Here is a 20,782-nt window from a genome sequence, read left to right as displayed (position 1 = left end):
CGAAAGTGGCGTCATCGCATCAACTCACCCGCGTTGACCAGCAAAGACTGTCCCGTGATCGCCCGCGCGCGGTCCGAGGCGAGAAAGACGGCCGCGTCCGCCACGTCCCCGTCCGTGGCGAGGTCCGGCAGCGCCATCCGATCCGTCAGCCGCTTCAGTACGTCCGCCTCCGGCGCCCCTTCCGTGTGCGAGGTGAATTGCACGAACGCCTGCACCGGCGGCCCCCACATCCAGCCGGGCAGCACGGTGTTGACCCGGATCCGGTCGGGCCCCAGCTCCCGCGCCAGCGAGTACATCGCGCTCGTCAGCGCCCCCTTGGAGGCCGCGTACGCCGCCTGCCGCACCTGCGAGGGCGCCGCCACCGCCGACTGCGTCCCGATGAGGACGACGGACCCGCCCCCGGCCGCCCTGAGCCCCGCCAGACAGGCCCGCGCCATCCGCAGCGACCCCAGCAGGTTCACGTCGATCACCGACAGCCAGGTCGCGAAGTCGGCGTCCTCCACCCCGCCGAAGTAGCTGTCCCAGGCGGCCACCTGGACCACCGCGTCGATCCGCCCGAACCGCTCCAGCGCGAGCGCGGCGAGGGCCTCGCACTGCGCCTCGTCGGTGATGTCGGTCGCCCGGTACGCCGTGTGCGCCCCGTCCGGATCGATGTCGGAGGCGCTCTTGGCGAGGTTCGCCTCGGTGCGCGCCCCGAGCACCGCGTTCCCGCCGTCGCGCACGACCGCCGCCGCGACCTGATGACCGAGCCCGGCGCCGACTCCCGACACGACGACCGTCTTGCCCGTGAGCAGTGACATGAGAGACCTCCGACCCAGCGCTTCCCTGACCCTGGCGCTTTTTCTGACGGGGCGTCAGAGTATGGGCGACCGGCGGACGAAGGAAGGGGAGCGCCCATGTCCGAGGGCCCCGAAAAGACAGACACCCGCAGTCAGACGTACGCCGAACTGGCCGCCGTAGGCCCGTACGGAGTCCGCCCGGGCCACGCGCTGATCACCATGGTCGAGCCGCACCCGGGCCACGAGTACGCGTACAACAGGTGGTACGAGGACGACCACTACTACGCCGGTGCGATGGCGATGCCCTGGATGTACGCCGGGCGCCGCTGGGTCGCCACCCGGGACCTCCAACTCCTGCGCTACCCCGAGAAGTCGGCGATCGCCCAGCCGGTCGCCGCCGGCTGCTACCTCTCCACGTACTGGATCACCGACGGCCGCTACGACGAGCACATGAAGTGGACCGTGGGGATCAACAAGCGGCTCAACCGGGACGCCCGGGTCTACCAGGACCGTACCCACGTCTTCACCGCCTTCCAGGACCACGAGGTGAGCGTGTACCGGGACGGGGCGGCCGGGCCGCGGGACTTCCACGCCCTCGACCACCCGTACGCGGGGCTGGTGTTGGAGGTGATCGACGCCGAATCGGCCGAGCAGCGGGCGGAGTTGGCGGAGTGGTTGCGTTCGCGCCATCTGCCCAAGCGGGTCGCCGGATCACCGGCCGCGCTGGTGACCGTCTTCCGGCCGACGCCCCTGCCCGGTGATCGGATGACCTACGTCAAGCAGGTCGAGGGGGTCGATACCCGGCTGACCCTCCTGTGGTTCCTGGAGGCGGACCCGCGCGAGTGCTGGGAGGAGTACTTCACCGGACTGGACGAGCAGGTCGCCGAATCGGGCCTGGGGCGGGTCGAGTTGGTGGCGCCGTTCATCCCGACCGTGCCGGGGACGGACACCTACGTGGACCGGCTCCGCTGACCGGAACCGTCAGGAATGTCGGGGCACAAGCCGAGCCCCCTCGGCAAGGACGGCGGGCTGGTCGAGAGGGCTCTGATGGTGCAGCTTGTGAAGTTGTCGCATGTGTGACAGACGTGCCGTTACGCCTTGACCGAGGCCACGAAGGCGTTCCACGCGTCGGAGGGGAAAGCCAGTTCCGGTCCTTCGGTGACCTTGGAGTCACGGACGGACAGGCCCTCGATGACCGGGGACTTGACCTCGACGCAGGCCCCGTTCCCGGTGGAGTAGGAGGACTTGGTCCAGGTGGCCGTGGCGCCCTGACGAATTGCCATTTTTGCTCCGTATTGCCAGATGACGAGTTGCTGGTTTGCGCCAACCTTGGTGTCTGATTGGCGTGATCGACGGTACTCGCCAACCCCCGCGTACGAAGCGGCTATTCACTCGTCTGAATGGCATATTCCAGGTGGGTCTTCCAATTCGGCCTACGGAAGGTGTACTCTGCGGCCGCTTCCGTCGAAGACCCCCTCGGAAGGCCCTGATTCACCTCACCGCGCGTACTCCTTGGCGATGTCCGCGATGAACTGCCGCGACTGGTCCGCGTTCAGCGCCTGCGCCCTCAAGTGCTCGTACATCACGCTGTACTTCTGGACGTCGTTCGCCTTCTCCAGATACAGGTCGCTGGTCACGCCCTCGATGTAGACCACGCTGGAGTCGGCCGCGTCGGGGAACTCCAGGATCGCGTACTGGCCGTTCACGCCCGGGTGCGCGCCCATCTCGAAGGGGATCACCTGCACAGTGACGTGCGGCAGTTGGGACTGCTCGACGAGATGCTCCAGCTGGTCGCGCATCAGGGAGCGGTTGCCGACGACCCGGCGCACCGCCGCCTCGTCCATCACCGTCCACAGGCGCAACGGGTTCTCCGGGGCGGTGATTCGTTCCTGCCGGCGCAGCCGCACCTGGACGCGCTTCTCCACGTCCGCGGCGGCGGTCTCCGGCAACGCGCCCGCGATCAGCGCCTCGGCGTACTGCCGGGTCTGCAACAGACCGGGGACGACCTGGGGATCGTAGACGCGCAGACTCGCCGCGTCCGTCTCCAGTCCGATGTAGACGCTGTAGGGGATGTCGCCGAAGGAGTGCCACCAGCCCTGCTGGCGCGAGTCCTTGGCCATCTGCATCAGCGAGTCGACGATGCGGACGTCCTCGACCTCGTAGACCCCGCACAGATCGCGGACGTCACGCTGGCTGATGCTGCGCCGGCCGTTCTCCAGCCGGCTGATCTTCGACTGCGACACCAGCAGTCGCTCGGCGACTTCTTCTGCCGTCATGCCTTTCAGCTCACGGAGCCGGCGCAACTCTTGACCCAGCCGGCGTCGCCGGACGGTGGGATTGACACTGGACGCCACGGGACGTGCACCTCCGGCTGCGAACCTACGTTTGCCACTTTGCGTATCTGCTGTTGAGCAGATTGCCACCAAGGTGGTTACTACCGCTGGGAAACGTTGGATATGCGGCAGGTCCAGGCCGTATTCGGGTTTTCCGAAAGCCCTCGTGGACGGGGCCGAGACGCGGCCGAGCGGGGTGAAGAGACGTTACGTCTGCTTCACCCCGCTCGGTCCAGCGGCTCCCGTACCGGGTCATGGGGACTTGCGGTGCGGCGCTTGGCGGTGCGGTTCTGCGGTCATGCGGTTGTAGTGCCGTTGTGCTGTACGGCGATGTCGTGGAACTGCGGCTCAGTGGGCCACGACACGCGCCATGGAACTGCGGTGCGGCTGCATCGGAACACCGCGAGCGGGTTCGGACACCTGCCTGGCCGGTGGTCCGACCGCCTGCCGGCCGGCCGGGGCCGGACTGCGACGCGGCTGGGCCGCCACACCGTTCTGGACGTCCATCACGGCGTGTGCCACGAGGCCGCCCATCGGGTCGTGCCGGATCAGATCCCGCAGCCGGGAGCGGGACGAGCGTCCCTCATTACCCGGATACAGGTGTTTGCCGAGGCCGACAGCGTGAGCGAGCGCGGCCAACGCCGCGGTCCGTGGGTCCGGCGGAACGCCGGTACGGATCGCGGAATCCAGCCGGGCACGGATCTCCCGGCTGATGGCGTTGTCCGTCGCCTGATAACGAGTCGTCGGCAACACCCCGCACATCTGTCCCGCCACGGCATGCACCATGCCGCACCGCTCCAGATGCGAGAGGTAGGTCTGGCGCAACCCCAGTCGGGGCCCGCCGATCCAGTGGACCGCACGCACCGGAGCGCCACGCCTTCGCAGCAACTCCAACGCGCAGTCCAGTGTCGGATCTCCAGTCGGCCGTGGTGCCACCACGGCGATACGATCCCCGTCTGGGGCTATCCGTCCGGCCAGCGCCAGCTCTACTAGCTGTGCTCCGGCCAGACCGAGGTCGAGCGACTGCGGCTGTGCAGTGGTACCCGTGGCCGGGTCCAATGCCAGCAGCAGAAGCTCTTCCGGAAGTGTTCTGCGGCTCCTGCCCATCCATGCCTCCCCGCGTGGATGAAAGACAGGGTGACCCCTCTCACATTGGTCTGTCGAGGGTGCGTGACCTCTTTGTAGTGGAACCGGTAGGTATGTCGTTCTCGTCTACCGCAGAGGTTAAGCCCGCACACAGGACACTGGTACATGGTTCGGACAGCGTCGGGGAGGCGTGGTCCGAGCGGGCGGTCAGACGGTTCGGTAGCCGCGCGGACGGCGTGCGGCAAGGAGGAGGCACCGGTGGCGGGCGAGTCCCCCGACAGGTCGAAGCAGCGCGAGTCGTCGACAGGATCGACGTCGGGGAGCGCGGGTCCGGTTCCCGAGGCGAGGACGCGGCAACGCGATCCGCGCCTGGCGGTGAGCCGGGATCCGGAGCGGACGCCTTCGGAGACGGAGGCAGGGGCCCGGGGCGGGGTGGACACGGCGACGCGGGTGTTCTCGGTACGGGATCTCGCGACGGACGCGGAGCCCGAGCCCGGACCCGACGCGGAGGCTGACGCGAAGCCCGATGCCGAGGCTGAGGCGAGGCCCGTGGGGTCGGCCGAGGTCGATGAGTCCGCCGAGGGCACCAAGGGCGCCGAAGGTGCCGAGAGCGGTGAGGGCGGCGAGAGCGGCGGAGGGACGGCCGGGGGCGAGGGCGCGTCCGGCGACGGGACCTCTCAGGCCTCCGATGATTCCGAGGGTGCCGAAGGCTCAGAGGGCTCCGAGGGTCCCGAGGACGGCGACGGAACCGGGGACGAGTCCGAGGCCCCCGAGGACGCCATCGGCAGTGCTGACGCCGAGGGCCACGAGCCCGAGGACGCGCCGGTCGACGCCGCCCCGGCGGACGTGGCCGAGCCCGAGGACGCTCGTACGGACGCCAGCGTGAGCGACAAGGCTCCGGAGCCCGCCGACGCGGTCGTCGCGGACGATGAGCCCGAGGACGCTCCTGTCGACGGCACCCGGGCGGACGTGGCCGAGCCCGAGGACGCCCCGGTGGACGCCGGTGTGCGCGACAAGGCCCCGGAGCCCGCCGACGCGGTCGTCGCGGACGACGAGCCTGCGGACGCCCCCGTGGACGCCTCGCGGGCGGACACATCCGAGTCCGAGCCCGAGGACGCCCCGGTGGACGCCGGCGTGCGTGACAAGGCCCCGGAACCCGCCGACGCGGTCGTCGTGGACGACGAGCCTGCGGACGCCCCCGTGGACGCCGCACCGGCGGACACGGCCGGGACCGAGCCCGAGGACGCCCCTGTCGACGCCGCCCAGGCGGACGCGGCCGAGCCGGAAGACGCCCCCGTGGACGCGGGCAAGACCGCCGACGCCGAGGACGGCGGTGACGGCGACGGCGTTGCCGACGAACCCGCCGGCGATCAGCACACCACCATGCTCAAGCGGCCCCAGGTCGACCAGCCGACCACCATGCTCAAGCTGGGCGACTTCAGGGCTCCCAAGGCATCCGATGCCACCAGGACATCCGATGTCCCCAAGCCTGCTGACGCGCCCAAGCCTGTCGACGCGCCCAAACCCGCCGGTGCGGCCAAGGCGGATCAGCCCTCCACGGCCCCCGCTGCCAAGGCGCCCGCCGCCAAAGCCCCCGAGCAGGAGGCCGAGCGCACCAGCAGGTTCGTCGCGCTCAGGCCGCTGGACGAGCCACCCGTCCGCAAGCCGGCGGACGCCACCGCGGCCATTCCGCAGGTCTCGCCCGAGCGGACCACCCAGCAGCCGTTGCCGCCGAAGCCGCCGTTGGACCTGCTGGCCGAGCTGACCAACACCCCGCCGCCGCCCCAGACCCCGGTCCGCACGTTCGTGCGGCGGGTCAAGATCTGGACCCCGCTGGTCCTGCTGCTGGCCGTCGTGTTTGCGATCGTGCAGGCCATGCGCCCGCTGCCGACCCCCTCGCTCCAGCTCACCGCCGACGACTCGTACACCTTCGACGGCAGCAAGGCCGACCTCCCGTGGCCGTCCGAGGGCCAGGGCAGCCTGGACATCAACGGCATCGGCACGATGGGCGCCTTCGGCAAGCAGACGCCCGTCGCGATCGGCTCGGTCGCCAAGGCCATGACGGCGTACATCGTCCTCAAGGACCACCCGCTGAAGGCGGGCGCCGAGGGCGAGAAGATCACCGTGGACGCGCTGGCGGAGAAGGAGGGCGGCTACGACAAGGACGGTGAGTCCACCCTCAACACCGTCAAGCAGGGCGACATACTCACCGAGCGGCAGGCGCTGTCGGCGATCATGATCCCGTCCGCGAACAACATCGCGCGTCTGCTGGCCCGTTGGGACGCCGGTTCCGAGGCCGCGTTCATCAAGAAGATGAACGACACCGCCAAGGAACTCGGCATGACGAACACGACGTACACCGACGCCTCCGGTCTCAAGGAGACCACCGTCTCCAGCGCCGCGGACCAGGTGAAGCTCGGCAACGAGCTGGTGAAGATCCCGGCGCTGATGGAGATCACCAAGCTGCCCAGCTGGAAGGACCCGTCGGGCAAGACCTGGAACAACTACAACCGTCTCGTCCCCTACAACGGCGCCCTCGGCATCAAGACGGGCACCACCACCAAGGCCGGCGGCAACCTGCTCTTCGCCGCCACCAAGGAGGTCGGCGGTGAGACGGTCACCGTGGTCGGCGCGATCCTCGGCCAGCACACGGCGCCGATCATCGACACGGTCAACGCCGTCAGCAAGACCGCGATGCTGGCCGCGCAGGACGCGTTGACCTCGGCGAAGATCCTCAAGAAGGACACCGTCGTCGGCTACGTGGACGACGGTCTCGGCGGTCACACCCCGGTCGTGCTCACCAAGGACGTCACCGCGGTCGGCTGGGCCGGCCTCGAGGTGAAGCTGTCCTTCGCCGCCGACGAGGTACCGCACACCGCGAAGGCCGGCACCAAGGTGGGCACCCTCACCGTGGGCGACGGCTCCGGCGGCGCGGTCAAGGTGCCGGTCGCCCTGCAGTCCGACCTCACGGAGCCCGGTTTCACCTCCAAGCTGACGCGTATCGGCTGATCCGGGTCGCCGGAAGACAACTGACGCCCGCGCACCCCGTCGGTGGGCCCCACCCGGGCGCTCCCCGGCGGGGTGCGTGCTAGCGTCACGAAACGGGGCAGGCCGGAGCGCTCGGGACGCGTACAGACGGCAGACCTGAACGAGAAGAAGACCTGAACAGAAGACGGGACACCACGGGGAGTGCCTTCAGGTGGCCACAGCGGAGCCGACACGCGCCGACGACGCCGATCCGGGCCCGGTATCCGGCCCGCGAATACGTGTGTCCGCAGATCGGTCCGAGGGGCGGGAGACCCGGCCCACGGGTACGGACGAATCCACCGCCACGACCGCCGCCAGAGGTAGGACCGCCGCCGCGCGGGCCGCGCTGCTCGCCCTGCGGGAGCGGCTGCTGCGGCACCCGGTGCTGTCCTTCACGGCCCTGTCCGGCGTCCTGCACATCGCCTGGTTCTTCACGTTCGCGAACAGTGGCGGCGACCTCGCAGCTCAGGACGCCTGGGCCGAGTTCGTCGGCCGGCACCCCGACTCGGCGTACAACCTCGCCTGGTACGGCGGTATGCACCCGGTGTCGTACAGCATGGTGTCGCCGTATCTGATGTCCGTCCTGGGCGTCCGTACGACGATGATGATCGCCGGCACGATCTCGGCGGGGCTGCTGACGCTGATCCTGCTGCGCAGCCGGTCGGTGCGGAACCCGTTGTGGGCCTCGCTCGCCGGCGTCTTCGCCTTCCTGTGCAACGCGGCCTCGGGCCGGGTGACGTACGGACTCGGCACGGTCTTCGCGCTCGGCGCGGTCGCCGTCGTCTTCTGCTGGCCCCACCGCTGGCGCTACAAACGCTGGGCGAAGGCCCTGTGCGCGGCCCCGCTGGCCGCGCTCGCGACCATGGCGTCACCTGTGGCGGGGCTGTTCGTGGGGCTGGTGGCGGTGGCCCTGTTCCTGCAGAAGCGCCGCCCGGGCGCCTGGGCGCTGGGGATCGCGCCGGTCGTGGTCGTGGCGGTCTCGGCCTGGCTGTTCCCGTTCTCGGGCACCCAGCCGATGAAGTTCGCGTCGGTGATCCTGCCCTTCACCTCGGCCGTCCTCGTCTTCACGCTGGTCCCCAAGGAGTGGAAGACGGTCCGGCTGACCTCCGCGGTGTACGGCCTGTCCATCCTCGGTGTGTGGCTGGTCAGTTCGCAGATCGGCTCCAACATCACCCGCCTCGCGATGCTCTTCGCGGGCGTGGCGCTGGTCGCGGCGCTGCCGTTCATGGTGCCGCGCTCCCGCACCTGGTACGTGACCGTGCTGGCGATCGTCGGCTTCACCTTCTGGATCGGCTTCAAGTCGGTCGACGACGTTGTCATCACGACCCCGACCGCGTCCTGGGCGCGCGAGCTGGCGCCGCTGGTGAACGAGCTCCAGGAGGTCGGCGCGGCCAAGGGCCGGGTCGAAGTCGTGCCCGCGGCCTCCCACCGCGAGGCCTCCGCGCTCGCCCCCTACGTCAACCTGGCCCGCGGCTGGAACCGCCAGGCCGACATGGAGCGCAACCCGCTCTTCTACGACGACACCCTCAACTCCGCGAACTACCACGAGTGGCTCCAGCGCTGGGCCGTCCACTTCGTCGTGCTGCCCAAGGACCAGCCCGACGGGGACGGCGGCGCGCGCGAGCGGCAGCTGGTGCAGCGGGGGATGCCGTATCTGAAGCAGATCTGGGGCGACGCCAACTGGCAGCTGTTCCAGGTCACCGACCCGACCCCGCTCGCGGACTCGCCGGCGACCGTCGACCGCGCGGAGCAGGGCGAGCTGACTATCGAGGTCAAGAAGCCGGGGCGGGTCCTGATCCGCGTCCCCTATTCGCCGTGGCTCGGCCTGGTCGACGCCAAGGGCAAGGGCGTGAAGCCGCCGCAGGAGACGCAGGCGTCCAAGCACCGGGAGGAGGGCACGCCGAAGTCGTTCGACAACGTCAACGGCTGTCTGATGCAGACGGAAGAGGACGACAAGGGCGACAAGTGGACGATCCTGGTCGCGCCCAAGGCGGGCACGTACCGGCTGGGGGCCCCGTACCAACTGCCCCGGGGCACCCCATGTCCGGACGAGCTGAAATGACCGCCCACTGAGACCGAGCGGGTCAGGTCAGCCCAGCTGTGCCTGTACAGCCGCCACGACCTCCGCCGAGTCCGGCTCCGTCTTCGGCGAGAAGCGGGCCACGACCTCGCCGTCTCGGCCGATGAGGAACTTCTCGAAGTTCCAGCGGATGTCGCCGGTGTGGCCCTCCGCGTCGGCGAAGCCGGTGAGGCGCTGGTAGAGCGGGTGCCGGCCCTCGCCGTTCACCTCGACCTTCTCGGTCAGCGGGAAGGTCACGCCGTACGTCGCCGAGCAGAACTCGGCGATCTCCTCGGCGCTGCCGGGCTCCTGGCCCATGAACTGGTTGCAGGGCACGCCGAGGACGGTGAAGCCCTGGTCGGCGTACTGCTCCTGGAGCTTCTCCAGGCCCGTGTACTGCGGGGTCAGGCCGCACTTGGAGGCCACGTTGACGATGAGGACCGCCTGGCCTGCGTACTGGGAGAGGTCCGCGGAGCCGCCCTTGAGGGCACCGATCTCGACGTCGAGGGGGGAAGAACCATCTGTAGTCGTCATAAGCGGATGCTAACTCCGCTCGGTGTCGGCCCGGTTCTGGGCCTCCACGAGCACTTCCCCGGCCGCCGCCCGCGAGTACAGCACCGACCGCCCGGCCCGCCGCCGCTCCACCAGTCCCGCGTCCAGCAGCACCTTCAGGTGCCGGCCGACGGAACCGAGACCCTGGCCGGTCACTGCGACCAGTTGGCTCGTGCTCATGGGGGAGTCGAGGCGGACGAGGACGCCCGCGCGGGCCGGGCCGAGCAGGGTGGCCAGGCTGCTGGGCACGGTCCGGTTGCCGGGGTCGGCGAGGGCGCCCGCGCAGGCGTAGACGAGCGCGTAGATCTCGGACTCCTCCCAGGACACCCAGCCGGTCTTCGGGGTGACCGGCATGAAGACCAGTTCGGCGCCGGAGATCTCGCGGGGCGGGTACTCGTGCAGGTTCACCTGGAGCCGGTTCTCCCCGAGCCAGCGCATCCGCCCGGGCCGCAGGGAGTCCAGTACGGCCGCCCAGCCGCCCTGGCTGACCAACGCGGTCCGGGCGACCACGTCCGCCTCCAGCACCCGCCGACGCCGGTCCCAGTCCGGTCGTACGGTCTCGGTCCACACGTACTCCAGGAGCGCGGCGGCGCGGTCGGGGAGGTCGTCGCGGTCCAGTACGGCGGGCAGCGGGCCGGCGAGGGAGACGGCGAGGTGGGCGCGGGCCGCGGCCGGGTCGGCGGACCGTACGCGGGCGACGACCTCCTCGAAGGACTGCCCGTCCTTCGGGGTGGGGGTCATGAAGTCGGCGATCCAGGCCCGGCCCAGGCCCGCCCGTACGAGGTGCGCGGCCACCGGGTCGGCGGCGAGGCGGGCGCGGTAGCCGGGCAGCCGGTCCCGCAGCCAGGCCTGTTCACCTGGGTGCGTGGCCGTGCCCGCGTGCAGCAGTTTCAGGGCCGCGAAGGTCTCGGCGAACGGGGAGACGACGAAGCGGCTGCGGGCGAGCGTGTCCGCGTTGAGCTGCCACCACCCCATGCGCACCCCCCGGTGTTTCGCGTCCGCGCGAAAGAATACGACTCCCGCGCGGACCCCCGCAGACTCCGCCCATGCGCAGCTACCGCGAGCTCTTCCGCACGCCCGAATACACCCCGTTCTTCTTCTCCTTCGCCGCCCAGAACGCGGCTCTGACGATCGGCGGGCTCTCGCTCGCCACCCTGGTCTACCGGGCGACCGACTCACCGCTGCTGTCGGCGGTGAGCATGTTCGGGCCGCAGCTCGCGCAGATGCTGGGGGCGACCTTCTTCCTCTCGGGCGCCGACCGACTGCCCCCACGCGTGACCCTGACCGGCATCAACCTCGCCTTCGCCGGCTGTACGGCGCTGCTCGCGCTGCCGGGCCTGCCGATCGGGGCGATCTTCGGCGTCGTCTTCCTCCAGGGCCTGATCGCCTCGCTCGGCGGCGGGGTGAGCGGCGGGCTGCTCAACGAGATCCTGCCCAAGTCCGGCTATCTGCTGGGGCGTTCGGTGTTCAACATGGTCTCCGGGCTGATGCAGGTGATCGGGTTCGCGACCGGCGGCGCCCTGCTGGCGCTGCTGTCTCCCCGGGTCTGTCTGCTCCTGGCGGCGGCCCTGTACGCCATCGCGGCCCTCGGCATCCGGCTGGGCCTGACCGCCCGGCCGCCGCGGGCCGAGGGACGTCCGTCCGTCGGAGCGACCTGGCGGACCAACGCCCTGCTGTGGTCCTCCCGCCCCCGCCGCCTCACCTACCTGGGCATGTGGCTGCCCAACGGCCTGGTGGTCGGCTGCGAATCCCTCTTCGTCTCCTACGACTCCGGATCCGCCGGTGCGCTGTTCGCGTGCGCGGCGCTGGGCATGTTCGTCGGTGACCTGAGCGTCGGCCGCTTCCTGCCGTCCGCCCTGCGCCCCCGGCTGGCCACCCCGCTGCTGCTGCTCCTGGCCACGCCGTACCTGTTCTTCGCGCTGCGGCCGGGCATGCCCTGGGCCGCCCTCGCCGCGTGCGTCGCCTCCGTAGGCTTCGGCGCGAGCCTCGTCCAGCAGGAACGCCTGATGACCCTGACCCCCGACGAACTCGCGGGCCACGCCCTCGGATTGCGCGGCGCCGGAATGCTGACCATGCAGGGCGTGGCGGCGACGCTGGCGGGCTCGGTGGCCCAACTCACCTCGCCCGCCACGGCGATGACGGTGATGGCGACCGCGTCGATCCTGGTGACCTCGGCCCTGTGGGCGGCCGGCAGGCGCGAGGAACGCCGTCCGTCGGTCACTCCGCCGGAAGGGGAATCCGTTCGACGTGCTGTTCGCCGTACTCCTTGAGATAGGCGTCGAGCCCCGGGGGGTCGTAGGCGGGCCTGTCCTCCCGGTGGCGGCGCAGGGCCGTGTCGGCCAGGTACTCGCGGCCGTCGAGGAGGTTGGTCTTCTTGTCGGCCGCCCGGCCGATGGGACGGTGGAGGGGACGGAAGAGGCGGTACAGGCGGGTCCGGGAGTTGTGCAACTCGCCCAACGGGCTGGGATCCACGGTGAATTGGACGCTGTCGTCCTCGTCCGTGGGGTCCGGGTCCTGATCCATCGTCATCGGCTCCGGCTCGCCCGACTCCGCCCGGTCGGGACCTGCGGAGGTGAACGCGTCGGCCTCGAACTCCAGGCCGTACGCGCGGGCGTGGTCGACCATCCAGTGCAGGGTGATGTCGGACAGGCCCGACTCCGGGTAGCCGCCGCCGACGTCGGTGTGCACCCCGGCGAACCAGACCTGCTTCAGCTCCTGGCCCTTCGCGAATGCGCCGGGCTGCTGGTGCCACAGCGTCGGGGCGAACGCCGAGCGCTGTTCGTCGATGGCGAGGGCGTGGAAGGCGCCGTTCACCCAGCTGCTCAACTCGGTGTCGTGGAAGGACCAGCGGCGGTTGAAGCGGTCGACCAGGCGGCGGAAGAGACGGGGGCCGGGCAGCGCCGGGATGCCGAGGGCGCCGACCGTGTCCCACACGCCTATGAAGCGGATCTCGGTCTCGTACGAGTACGCCCGGCGGAAGAGGGTCGCGGCCACGCTGGTCGGTCTGCTCGCGCGGCTGCGGTACAGGGCCCACGCCTCGCCGATCCGGTCGGCGTGCTCCGGGCGCGGTATGCCGCAGTTGCGGATCAGCCCGGCCAGGCTGCGGGCCGTGAAGGCGCCCCGGCTGAAGCCGAACAGGTAGAGCTGGTCGCCGGGTTGGTAGGTGTGGACGAGGAAGCGGTACGCGTCGAGGACGTTGCGCGAGAGACCCGCGCCGAAGGCGCCGCCCCGCAGCCGCTCGCCGCGCAGGGTGCCGACGCCCTTGCCGTAGTACACCCGTTGCTCGGTGCCCACGGCCGAATGCGGCCGTACCGCCAGGGCCACCTTGGTGACGTTGGTCTTGCACTGCTGGTCGGCGATGTTCCAGGTCCCGTCGCAGCAGACGACCAGATGTTTGGCCATGGAGATGCCTCCTCCGGGTTGCGCTCACTCCGCAGAGCCGTCAGGGCGGTCCCGGGGAGGTCCTTTTCGGACAAGACCCCGAGACCGCCCGGAAGATACAGCGGGAAGATACAGGCGGAAGATGTAGGTGGTGGGGAGAGGGAGTGAGCGGCGCGTGGGCCGAGCGAGGCGGCTGATACCGGTGGCCTGGGCCGCCGGTATCAGGCGACCACGGTGAACAGGCCCGTCGCGTCGCCGAGTTTGCCGAGAGAGATCTTGCCCGGGATGCCGTTCGCGTCGGCGCCCGTGTAGTGCAGGTGGTGCTGCCACTTGGCGTACGCGGCGATCGTGGTGGAGCCGAAGGAGCCGTCGCCGGCGTACGTCTTGGACAAGTAGCCCAGTTTGACCAGCGCCGCCTCGACGAGGTTCGTGCCCGCCAGGTAGCTGACGTGACCCTGCTTGGCGCCGGGGTCGGTCTTCGCGGCCTTGACCAGCCGGGAGAGGTCGACGCGGGGCTTGTTGGCCGTGCCGGGGAGCGGCTTGCCGGGCGTGGACTTGCCGACCGGGAGGGCGAGTTGCTTCTTCACGTCGGCCCGGAAGTCGTCCATGTCGAAGCTGGGGTCGATCTTGCCCGGCTGAAGCTCCTTGTGCCCGGCGACGGACTTCTCCGACCAGCCGTGCGCCCGGCACAGCGCGGCGGCCCACAGCACGGCCTGCCGGTACTGCGCGTCCGGGTAGGGGTCCTTGCCGTTGCCCAGGTTCTCGATCTCCAGGCCGTACAGCACGTCGTTGCCGTCGGCGTTGGCCTGGTCGTCGTGCGGGAGCGACTTCTCCTCGCGCAGCGCGTTCAGTACGTCGAGGTCGACGGAGCCGGCGTGGTTGGCGCGGCCGTGGCCGATCATCCACAGCCCGTCCGTCTTGCCGAGCCAGGAGTGGCACAGCGGACCCGGGAGATCTGCTCTGCCCTTGTAGCAGAGCTCCTTGTCGCCGTGTCCCGCGGTGTGGTGGATCAGCACGCCGATCACCGGACCGAAGGACTTGCCGGTCGCCGCGTCGCGGTTGTGCGTCTTCCAGCCGGCGTGTTCGTGGACGGTGAGTCCCTCGGCCTTTAAGGCGGACAGCGTCTTCGCGGCGGAGAGAGGTGTGGCCATGAGTGGTGTCCTTTCGGGATGTCGGGTCGGTGGATGGAGGTCGTGCGCGTCAAGATCATGCGTACCTGGGCCGTGGGGGGTACCCGGGCCGTGCGTGTCCGGGTTGTGGCCAACCAGGTTCCGCGTCTCGGGATCGTGTGCAAAAGAGGACGCGCGGTTCGGGTCGTTCGTTTCGAGATCGTGCCTTCAGAAGCTGTGAGTTGTGATCAGGATCCCGGAAGTCACGCTCCGTCGGGGGCGATTCGGATAATTCGCCCGCCTTCATCGCCTCCGTCACGCCGGTGGCCCTCATTCCGGTGACGCGTTGTCAGCCACCAGCTCCGGCCCGCCGCCCACAGCACGAGCGCGGCCACGACCGGGCCCCCGAACAGGATCGTCAGACCGGCACCGATGTTCGCCCCGATGACCCCCGCGGTCAGGATCCGCAGCCCCGCCCCGACGATCAGTCCGACGACCGCCAACGGCCCCAGTACTCCCCACCAACGCCGGTCCAGCGCGCCGCTGTTGCCGGCCCGCACCAGCAGCGCCCCGGCCGCCACCACCAGCGCCAGCGCGAGCGCGCCGATCAGCGCGGCCGTGCCGTCCGTGACGGACAGCGGCCGGTAGGCGTGGTCGAGTTCGGACGCCGTGAACCCGTCGGCGTTCTGCTGACCCATCAGTCCCCAAGTCGCCACCGGTACACCGGTGTTCAGGACGACGGCGGCGGTAAGGAGTGCTCCCCGTGTGCTCATACGGCCATGGTGACCGGGCCGTCGGACGCGGTCCTGAGCACGCGTACTCATCCGGAGGCGGCGCGGGCACCTATGGAGGGAGCGGTGACCTCACCTGGACGTGGGTCCACGACTCACCCGGTGGTGCGGATGGCCCTGCCGTCCGTCGTGCCGTCCGTCGCGTGCGCGGTCCCGTCGCCCGGCGGTCCCGTGGTCGTGTCCGATATGAGCCACTCCGGCAGTCGATGGGCCATCACGCAGAGGCAGATCCCCAGCCAGCCGATGGCGAACAGCCAGCCCCCGACGACGTCCGTGAACCAGTGCACCCCGAGATAGACGCGGCTCGCTCCGACCAGCAGGGCCCAGCAGCCGGCCGTCACCGCGAGGGCCCGGCCGCCGCGCGGGGCGCGCAGGGACAGGGCGACCATCAGGAGCCCGGCGGTGATCGCGGCCGTGGTGGTGTGACCCGAGGGGAACGCCCAGCCGGAGGCGTGCGTCGTCGCCCAGTCGGCACGCGGCGGGCGGGCGCGGTGGACGAGGTCCCGCACGCCGTACCGCACGGCCTGGCCCGAGGTGAGACAGACGAGGGCGAGGGCGGCGGCCGTCAGCCGACCGCGCGCGGTCCGGCCCGCGACCATGCCGGCGAGCACGACGAGCAGGTACGGGACGACGCCGGTGCCCGTCGCGGTCACCCCTCGGGCCAGCGCCACCAGGACGTCCGGGCGGTGCCCGACGGACCAGCTCAGCGAGGTGTCGTCGAGCCACAGCGGAGCCCCGTCGCCGCCCACCACGACCATCGCCAGCACACCGAACCCGGTCCAGGCGCCCACGCCGGCGCTGCCCGCGAGCTCGGCGGCGTCCCGGCGGTTCATGACGACGCGAGCTGCGACGATGGAGCTGCGGTTGTGGTCATCGCGTGCACCTTTCCGGTCGACGGGCGGGCGGGCGAACAGACGGACACTTCCGCGCGCCGACTACAATTATGTAGACGGTCTACGCCACTGTAGACGATCTGAGGGTGAGGATCGTTCCCCATGACCGACGAGAAGCCCGACGAGAAGCCCGACGAGAAGGCGTCCCAGGAGAGAGACGAGCGCCGGCCCGCGGGTGAGCTGGAGGCGGCGGTGCTGGCCGCGCTCTGGGCCGCCGGCGCGCCCCTCACCCCGGCGCAGGTCCAGACGGAACTCGCGTCCGGGCTCGCGCGCACGACGGTGACGACGATCCTGTCCCGGCTGCACGAGAAGGGGACGCTGGAGCGGGACCGGCAGGGCCGTGGGTACGCGTACCGGCCGGTTCAGGACCCGCAGGGCCTCACCGCCCTTCGTATGCACAGCGAACTGGACCGGGACAGCGACCGCGAGACCGTGCTCGCCCGCTTCGTCGCGCAGCTCAACCCGGATGACGAGCAGGTGCTGCGCCGGCTGCTGGAGGACGGCGAGTGACGCCCGCGCCGCCGGTGATCCCGCCGCTCCAGGTGCCGCTGCTCCAGGTCCTGTTGCTCCTGGTCCCGCTGCTCCTGCCGTTCGCCGCGCCCCCGCTGGCCCGCCGCGTCCTGGACCGTTGCCCGCCGGTCGCGGCCCTGTGGACCCTGACCGCCTCCGCGCTGCTGCTGGCCGGCGGCACGGTCGCCGCGCTCGGCACGCTCGCGCTCACCGGCCTGCTGAAGATCCCGGCGTTCGCGGCGCTCGGCGAGCTGACCCACCCGCTGCGCACCCCGTCCGTCCGCCTGATCCTCCCGCTCGCGGCCCTGGCCGTCGGTCTGCTCACCGTCGGGGCCCTCACCCTGGGCCGTTCGGTGCTGCGCCAGGTCACCGGCTTCCGCGCGGCCCGTTCCGAGGCCGACCGCAGGCCCGCGGCGGGCGACCTGTGCGTCGTCGACTCACCGCACCCGGACGCGTACGCCCTGCCCGGCCGGCCACAGCGCATCGTCGTGACGACCGGCATGCTGCGCAGCCTGGACGCGGCGGAGCGCGAGGCGCTGTTCGCGCACGAGCGGGCCCACAACGCGGGCCGGCACCACTACTTCCTGGCCGCCGCCGAGCTGACCGCCCACTGCCACCCCGCCCTGCGCCCGGTCCGCGCCGCCATCCGGCTCGCCGCGGAACGGGCCGCCGACGAGGTCGCCGCCGGCGCGGTGGGGGACCGCCGCCTCACGGCCCGGGCCATCGCCCGAGCGGCCCTGGCCTCGGCCGCGCCGCGCTCGTCCGTCCTGCCCGGGATGGCGACGGGCCCGGTCCCGCACCGCGTCACGGCGCTCCTCAGCCCCGTACCCCTCCACGCCCGGACCTGGATCGCCGCGCTCCTCACGACCTGCGCGCTGCTCTCTTCCGGTACGGCGGCGACGGTCGCCCTCCAGGTGCACGAGAACATCGAGATCGCGCAGGGCGAAGCAGGGTGAGGAAGGGCAGGCCGACCGGCTGACGCCGACGCCCCGGCCACACCTCGGCGAGGTGCCCACGCATCCGGCGCCGGGCCGACAGCCCCTGGCCCCGTTCTCACCTGCGCGCCGACGGCTGCCCGTCCGCCCGCGACCGGACCGGCAGGCTCACTCCGCGCCGCCGCCCGGCCCGGCGCCGACGGGACGCGCGCCGTGAGGGCGGCAGGAGGCCTGCCGACCTCGGCGAGGTGCCTACGCATCCGGCACTGGACCGACAGCCCCTGGCCCCGCTCTCACCTGCCCGGCCGACGGCTGCCCGTCCGCCCGCGACCGGACCGGCAGGCTCACTCCGTGCCGCCGCCCGGCCCGGCGCCGACGGGATGCGCGCCGCGCGGGCGGCAGGAGGCCTGACTGCCGGCGTTCACGCGTCCTGCACCGGCCCCCGAGGCCGTCGCGTCAACTGCCCCGCGTCCAGCCGCAGATGCCGGCTGTTGCGGCGGCGCAGGGTCGCCAGGTCGGCCGCCAGCGGGGACGGGGGGACGGCGAGGACCGGGCAGCCGGCGTGGGTGAGGCAGTAGCGGCTCACCGAGGGGGCGAGGAGCCGGTGCAGACGGCCGCGGTGGCCGGCGCCGAGGACCAGGACGTCGGTGTCGCGGTCGGCGATCTCGACCAGGGCCTGGCCGGGGCGGCCGCGGGCGACCAGCGCGTGCAGGGGGACACCCGGGCCGGCCGCGCCGAACATCGTGTCGAGGATGCCGAGGAGTTCCTCCCGGGCGAGCTGCTCGCAGCGCTCCCGCAGCAGCGGCGGGACGGACGAGCGCGCCGCGTGGAACTCGCCGCCGGGCAGCTCCCACGCGATCACCGGCCACAGCTCGGCGCCCCGGCGCGCGGCCTCCTGGGCCGCCCGGCGCAGGGCCGTCAGACTGCCCGGCGAGCCACTCACGCCGGCCACCACACGCACCGCTCCCGGCAGACCGTCACGGGCACCGGAATCAGACATGGCTCACCGCTCCTCGTACACGCGCACCCGGCAGCTGCTGCCCAGGGCCTGTTGCCTGCCTCCATCACACTCCCGCGTGCGCCCTACGACCACCCCGTACGCCGCACTTTGGCGCCCTTCTGACGCCGTGCGCGGTGCCTCCCGGCCGGCCGCGTAAGCAGCACGTCAGCGTCCGGGCGATCTCCGTCAGCATCGCGTCATGAGCTGTCGGCGGGCGGGACAGGGAGGGGGAGTGCGGGCATAGCGTCCTTCGCAGGTCCCGTCCGCCTCCCCGCGGCGGGGCCGTCGCACATCACCCGCGTTCGATGGAGGCATTCCATGACGGAGACCGGCTACGGCGAGGACCCCGAACCCTCCGATCGGTTCCCGGCCGGACCCCTGTACGTCCCGGTCCGGCCGGGTCCGTCGGGGTGCGTGACCCGCATGTTCCGCACCCCGCTCGGTGACCGCACCGCGGTCGGTTTCACCTCCGCGCGGCGACTGACCGCGACCCTCGGCGCGGGCCAGGCGTGGATCAGGCTCGCCGAACCCGCCCTGCGCGCGCTCACCGCGCCCCTCGGCATCACCACCGTCACGGTGGATCCCCAGTTCACGGCACCGGCTTCGGCTCCCGCCCCGGCTCCCGCTCCCGCGTCCACGACCCGGTCCGCGCGGCCGGCGAACCCTGTCGTCCCTGTCGTCCCCGTCGTCCCCGTCGTACTCGCGCTGCGCGTCGGCTGAGAGAGGGCTGTCCCGATGACCACCGTTCACGACCCCGCGGTCGCCGCCCTCGCCGACGATCTGTCGGTCTGGCCCGCCTCCACCACCGAGCCCCACCCCGGCGAACTGTCCGTGGGCGGCGTACCGCTCGCGGAGCTCGCCGACCGCTTCGGCACGCCCGTGTACGTCCTCGACGAGGCCGAGGTGCGCGACCGCTGCCGTACCTATCTGCACGCCTTCCCGGACGCCGAAGTCCTGTACGCGGCCAAGGCGTTCCTGTGCCGGGCGATGGTCCACTGGATCGAGGAGGAGGGCCTCGGTCTCGACGTCTGCTCGGCCGGTGAACTGGAGCTGGCGGTCACCACCGGGTTCCCGCCCGAGCGGATGGTGCTGCACGGCAACGCCAAGTCCCCGCGCGACCTGGAGACGGCCCTGCGCCTCGGTGTCGGCCGCATCGTCATCGACAGTCCGTCGGAGATCGCCAGACTGGCGGCGGCAGTTGGGCCCGGCGGTCACCAGAAGGTCATGGTCCGGGTCGTGCCCGGGGTCAGTGCGGGCGCCCACGAGAAGATCCGCACCGGCACCGACGACCAGAAGTTCGGGCTGTCCATCGCCGACGGGCACGCGCAGCACGCGATCGCCCGCATCCTCGACCAGCCGCAGCTCGAACTCACCGGTCTGCACTGCCACTTGGGCTCGCAGATCACCACGGTCAAGCCGTACCTGGCCGCCGTGCGCCGCGTCGTCGGGCTCATGGCCCGCCTGCACGAGCAGCACGGCCTGGTCCTGCCCGAACTCGACCTCGGCGGCGGCCACGGCATCGCCTACCGCCCCGGCGAACCGGCCCTCGACCTCACCGAACTCTCCCGCCGGGTCCGCGCCGAACTGCACGACGCCTGCGGCGCCGCAGGGCTGCCCGTACCCCGCCTGACCATCGAACCGGGCCGGGCCATCGCCGGACCCGCGGGCATCGCGCTCTACCACGTGCTCGCCGTCAAACGCACCGGCACGCACACCTTCGTGGCCGTGGACGGCGGCATGAGCGACAACCCGCGACCGGCCCTCTACGGCGTCCGCTACGCCCCTCGCCTGATCGGCCGCCGCACCACCACCGACCGCACCCCGGTCACCGTCGTGGGCCGGCACTGCGAGGCCGGCGACACCCTCGCCACCGACGTCGAACTCCCCGCGGACGTACGCCCCGGAGACCTCCTCGCCGTCCCCGTCGCCGGCGCCTACCACCTCTCCATGGCCTCCACCTACAACCTCGTCGGCCGCCCCCCGATCGCCGCGGTCCGCGACGGCCACGCCCGCCTCCTGGTCCGCCGGGAGTCCCTGGACGACATCCGCAGCCGGGACGTGGGCCTGTAGGCGAGGGGAATTCGGTGGGAGTGAGGGGGGATTCGGCTGCGGGCGTCTGATGCGGGCGGCTGAAAATCCCGAGCGGCCGGGACGGGGTCGGCGGCACCCCGGAGCCACGAGCCGCTGGAAGCCCTACGACAACTGGCACGCCGACCTCGCCGGCCTCACCCCCGAACAGCTCCTGAAACGCCGGGACTTCGCCGTTCTCCGTGCCGAGGACGCAGTGGCGCGCCGCGGTGAGCGCCCGACCGGTCTGCCCGTACGCG

At 71.5% G+C, this 20,782-nt stretch carries 19 protein-coding genes; 8 read left to right on the top strand and 11 right to left on the bottom strand.

All coding sequences use genetic code 11. The features are described 5' to 3' along the window. Positions 1 to 11 precede the first annotated feature (11 nt). Positions 12 to 800, bottom strand: coding sequence for an SDR family oxidoreductase (locus ACWD5F_RS15425; protein ID WP_451254547.1), 789 nt, complete (start codon positions 798 to 800; stop codon positions 12 to 14). A 96-nt stretch (positions 801 to 896) separates the two neighbouring features. On the opposite strand from ACWD5F_RS15425, the gene ACWD5F_RS15420 reads away from it, so the two are divergent. After that, a complete protein-coding gene (locus ACWD5F_RS15420; RefSeq protein WP_451254545.1) occupies positions 897 to 1,751 on the top strand; it encodes a hypothetical protein in 855 nt (284 codons plus the stop codon). 119 nt (positions 1,752 to 1,870) lie between these two features. Here ACWD5F_RS15420 and ACWD5F_RS15415 read toward each other — a convergent pair whose 3' ends face one another. The 3 genes from ACWD5F_RS15415 to ACWD5F_RS15405 all read right to left on the bottom strand — a co-directional run bounded on the left by ACWD5F_RS15415 (position 1,871) and on the right by ACWD5F_RS15405 (position 4,219). Continuing rightward, positions 1,871 to 2,062 carry a DUF397 domain-containing protein gene (locus ACWD5F_RS15415; RefSeq protein ID WP_401716272.1) on the bottom strand — a complete coding sequence of 64 codons (192 nt, stop codon included), beginning with the start codon at positions 2,060 to 2,062 and terminating at the stop codon, positions 1,871 to 1,873. A gap of 213 nt (positions 2,063 to 2,275) precedes the next feature. Beyond that, positions 2,276 to 3,133: a helix-turn-helix domain-containing protein gene (locus ACWD5F_RS15410; RefSeq protein ID WP_124003940.1), complete on the bottom strand. Its 858-nt coding sequence runs from the start codon at positions 3,131 to 3,133 to the stop codon at positions 2,276 to 2,278. A gap of 327 nt (positions 3,134 to 3,460) precedes the next feature. Continuing rightward, positions 3,461 to 4,219, bottom strand: a complete 759-nt coding sequence (locus ACWD5F_RS15405) for a GOLPH3/VPS74 family protein (protein WP_401716276.1) — start codon at positions 4,217 to 4,219, stop codon at positions 3,461 to 3,463. A gap of 411 nt (positions 4,220 to 4,630) precedes the next feature. On the opposite strand from ACWD5F_RS15405, the gene ACWD5F_RS15400 reads away from it, so the two are divergent. Then, a complete protein-coding gene (locus ACWD5F_RS15400) occupies positions 4,631 to 7,207 on the top strand; it encodes a D-alanyl-D-alanine carboxypeptidase (protein ID WP_451254542.1) in 2,577 nt (858 codons plus the stop codon). A gap of 190 nt (positions 7,208 to 7,397) precedes the next feature. Further along, entirely contained in the window at positions 7,398 to 9,287 is a 1,890-nt protein-coding gene (locus ACWD5F_RS15395) for an MFS transporter (protein WP_451254540.1), read from the top strand. 27 nt (positions 9,288 to 9,314) lie between these two features. On the opposite strand, the gene ACWD5F_RS15390 is transcribed toward ACWD5F_RS15395, so the two are convergent. Further along, positions 9,315 to 9,818 (bottom strand): glutathione peroxidase, encoded by a 504-nt coding sequence (locus ACWD5F_RS15390; protein ID WP_451254538.1) that lies wholly within the window; start codon positions 9,816 to 9,818, stop codon positions 9,315 to 9,317. 9 nt (positions 9,819 to 9,827) lie between these two features. After that, on the bottom strand, positions 9,828 to 10,811 hold the full coding sequence (locus ACWD5F_RS15385) for a helix-turn-helix domain-containing protein (RefSeq protein WP_451254536.1): 984 nt from the start codon (positions 10,809 to 10,811) through the stop codon (positions 9,828 to 9,830). Between the two features lie 71 nt (positions 10,812 to 10,882). Here ACWD5F_RS15385 and ACWD5F_RS15380 point away from each other — a divergent pair, with 71 nt between their 5' ends. Then, positions 10,883 to 12,106, top strand: a complete 1,224-nt coding sequence (locus ACWD5F_RS15380) for an MFS transporter (RefSeq protein WP_451254535.1) — start codon at positions 10,883 to 10,885, stop codon at positions 12,104 to 12,106. Here ACWD5F_RS15380 and ACWD5F_RS15375 read toward each other — a convergent pair. From ACWD5F_RS15375 to ACWD5F_RS15360, 4 genes are all read right to left on the bottom strand, one after another. Next, positions 12,054 to 13,238 carry a DUF2235 domain-containing protein gene (locus tag ACWD5F_RS15375; RefSeq protein ID WP_451254533.1) on the bottom strand — a complete coding sequence of 395 codons (1,185 nt, stop codon included), beginning with the start codon at positions 13,236 to 13,238 and terminating at the stop codon, positions 12,054 to 12,056. The genes ACWD5F_RS15380 and ACWD5F_RS15375 overlap by 53 nt on opposite strands. 200 nt (positions 13,239 to 13,438) lie before the next feature. Then, entirely contained in the window at positions 13,439 to 14,368 is a 930-nt protein-coding gene (locus tag ACWD5F_RS15370; protein WP_451254531.1) for an N-acetylmuramoyl-L-alanine amidase, read from the bottom strand. A gap of 221 nt (positions 14,369 to 14,589) precedes the next feature. Further along, complete coding sequence (locus tag ACWD5F_RS15365) at positions 14,590 to 15,099, bottom strand: hypothetical protein (protein WP_451254529.1); 510 nt, start codon at positions 15,097 to 15,099, stop codon at positions 14,590 to 14,592. 113 nt (positions 15,100 to 15,212) lie between these two features. Then, positions 15,213 to 15,950 carry a phosphatase PAP2 family protein gene (locus ACWD5F_RS15360; RefSeq protein WP_451254527.1) on the bottom strand — a complete coding sequence of 246 codons (738 nt, stop codon included), beginning with the start codon at positions 15,948 to 15,950 and terminating at the stop codon, positions 15,213 to 15,215. A 162-nt stretch (positions 15,951 to 16,112) separates the two neighbouring features. On the opposite strand from ACWD5F_RS15360, the gene ACWD5F_RS15355 reads away from it, so the two are divergent. Continuing rightward, positions 16,113 to 16,520 (top strand): BlaI/MecI/CopY family transcriptional regulator, encoded by a 408-nt coding sequence (locus ACWD5F_RS15355; protein ID WP_451254525.1) that lies wholly within the window; start codon positions 16,113 to 16,115, stop codon positions 16,518 to 16,520. Beyond that, the gene (locus ACWD5F_RS15350; protein WP_451254524.1) at positions 16,517 to 17,476 is read left to right on the top strand and encodes a M56 family metallopeptidase; all 960 of its coding nucleotides are present in this window, start codon (positions 16,517 to 16,519) and stop codon (positions 17,474 to 17,476) included. Before ACWD5F_RS15355 ends, ACWD5F_RS15350 begins: the two co-directional genes overlap by 4 nt. 400 nt (positions 17,477 to 17,876) lie before the next feature. Here the strand turns inward: ACWD5F_RS15350 and ACWD5F_RS15345 are convergent, their stop codons facing one another. Further along, positions 17,877 to 18,455 (bottom strand): universal stress protein, encoded by a 579-nt coding sequence (locus ACWD5F_RS15345; protein ID WP_451254522.1) that lies wholly within the window; start codon positions 18,453 to 18,455, stop codon positions 17,877 to 17,879. A gap of 318 nt (positions 18,456 to 18,773) precedes the next feature. On the opposite strand from ACWD5F_RS15345, the gene ACWD5F_RS15340 reads away from it, so the two are divergent. Together ACWD5F_RS15340 and lysA are read left to right on the top strand one after the other, a co-directional pair. Beyond that, positions 18,774 to 19,175, top strand: a complete 402-nt coding sequence (locus tag ACWD5F_RS15340; RefSeq protein ID WP_451254521.1) for an SAV_915 family protein — start codon at positions 18,774 to 18,776, stop codon at positions 19,173 to 19,175. 15 nt (positions 19,176 to 19,190) lie between these two features. Beyond that, a complete protein-coding gene (lysA, locus tag ACWD5F_RS15335) occupies positions 19,191 to 20,525 on the top strand; it encodes a diaminopimelate decarboxylase (protein ID WP_451254519.1) in 1,335 nt (444 codons plus the stop codon). The last annotated feature ends 257 nt before the right edge of the window (positions 20,526 to 20,782 follow it).

This window comes from Streptomyces sp. NPDC002499 (genome assembly GCF_053595415.1).
This window is presented reverse-complemented; position numbering and strand designations above follow the sequence as displayed.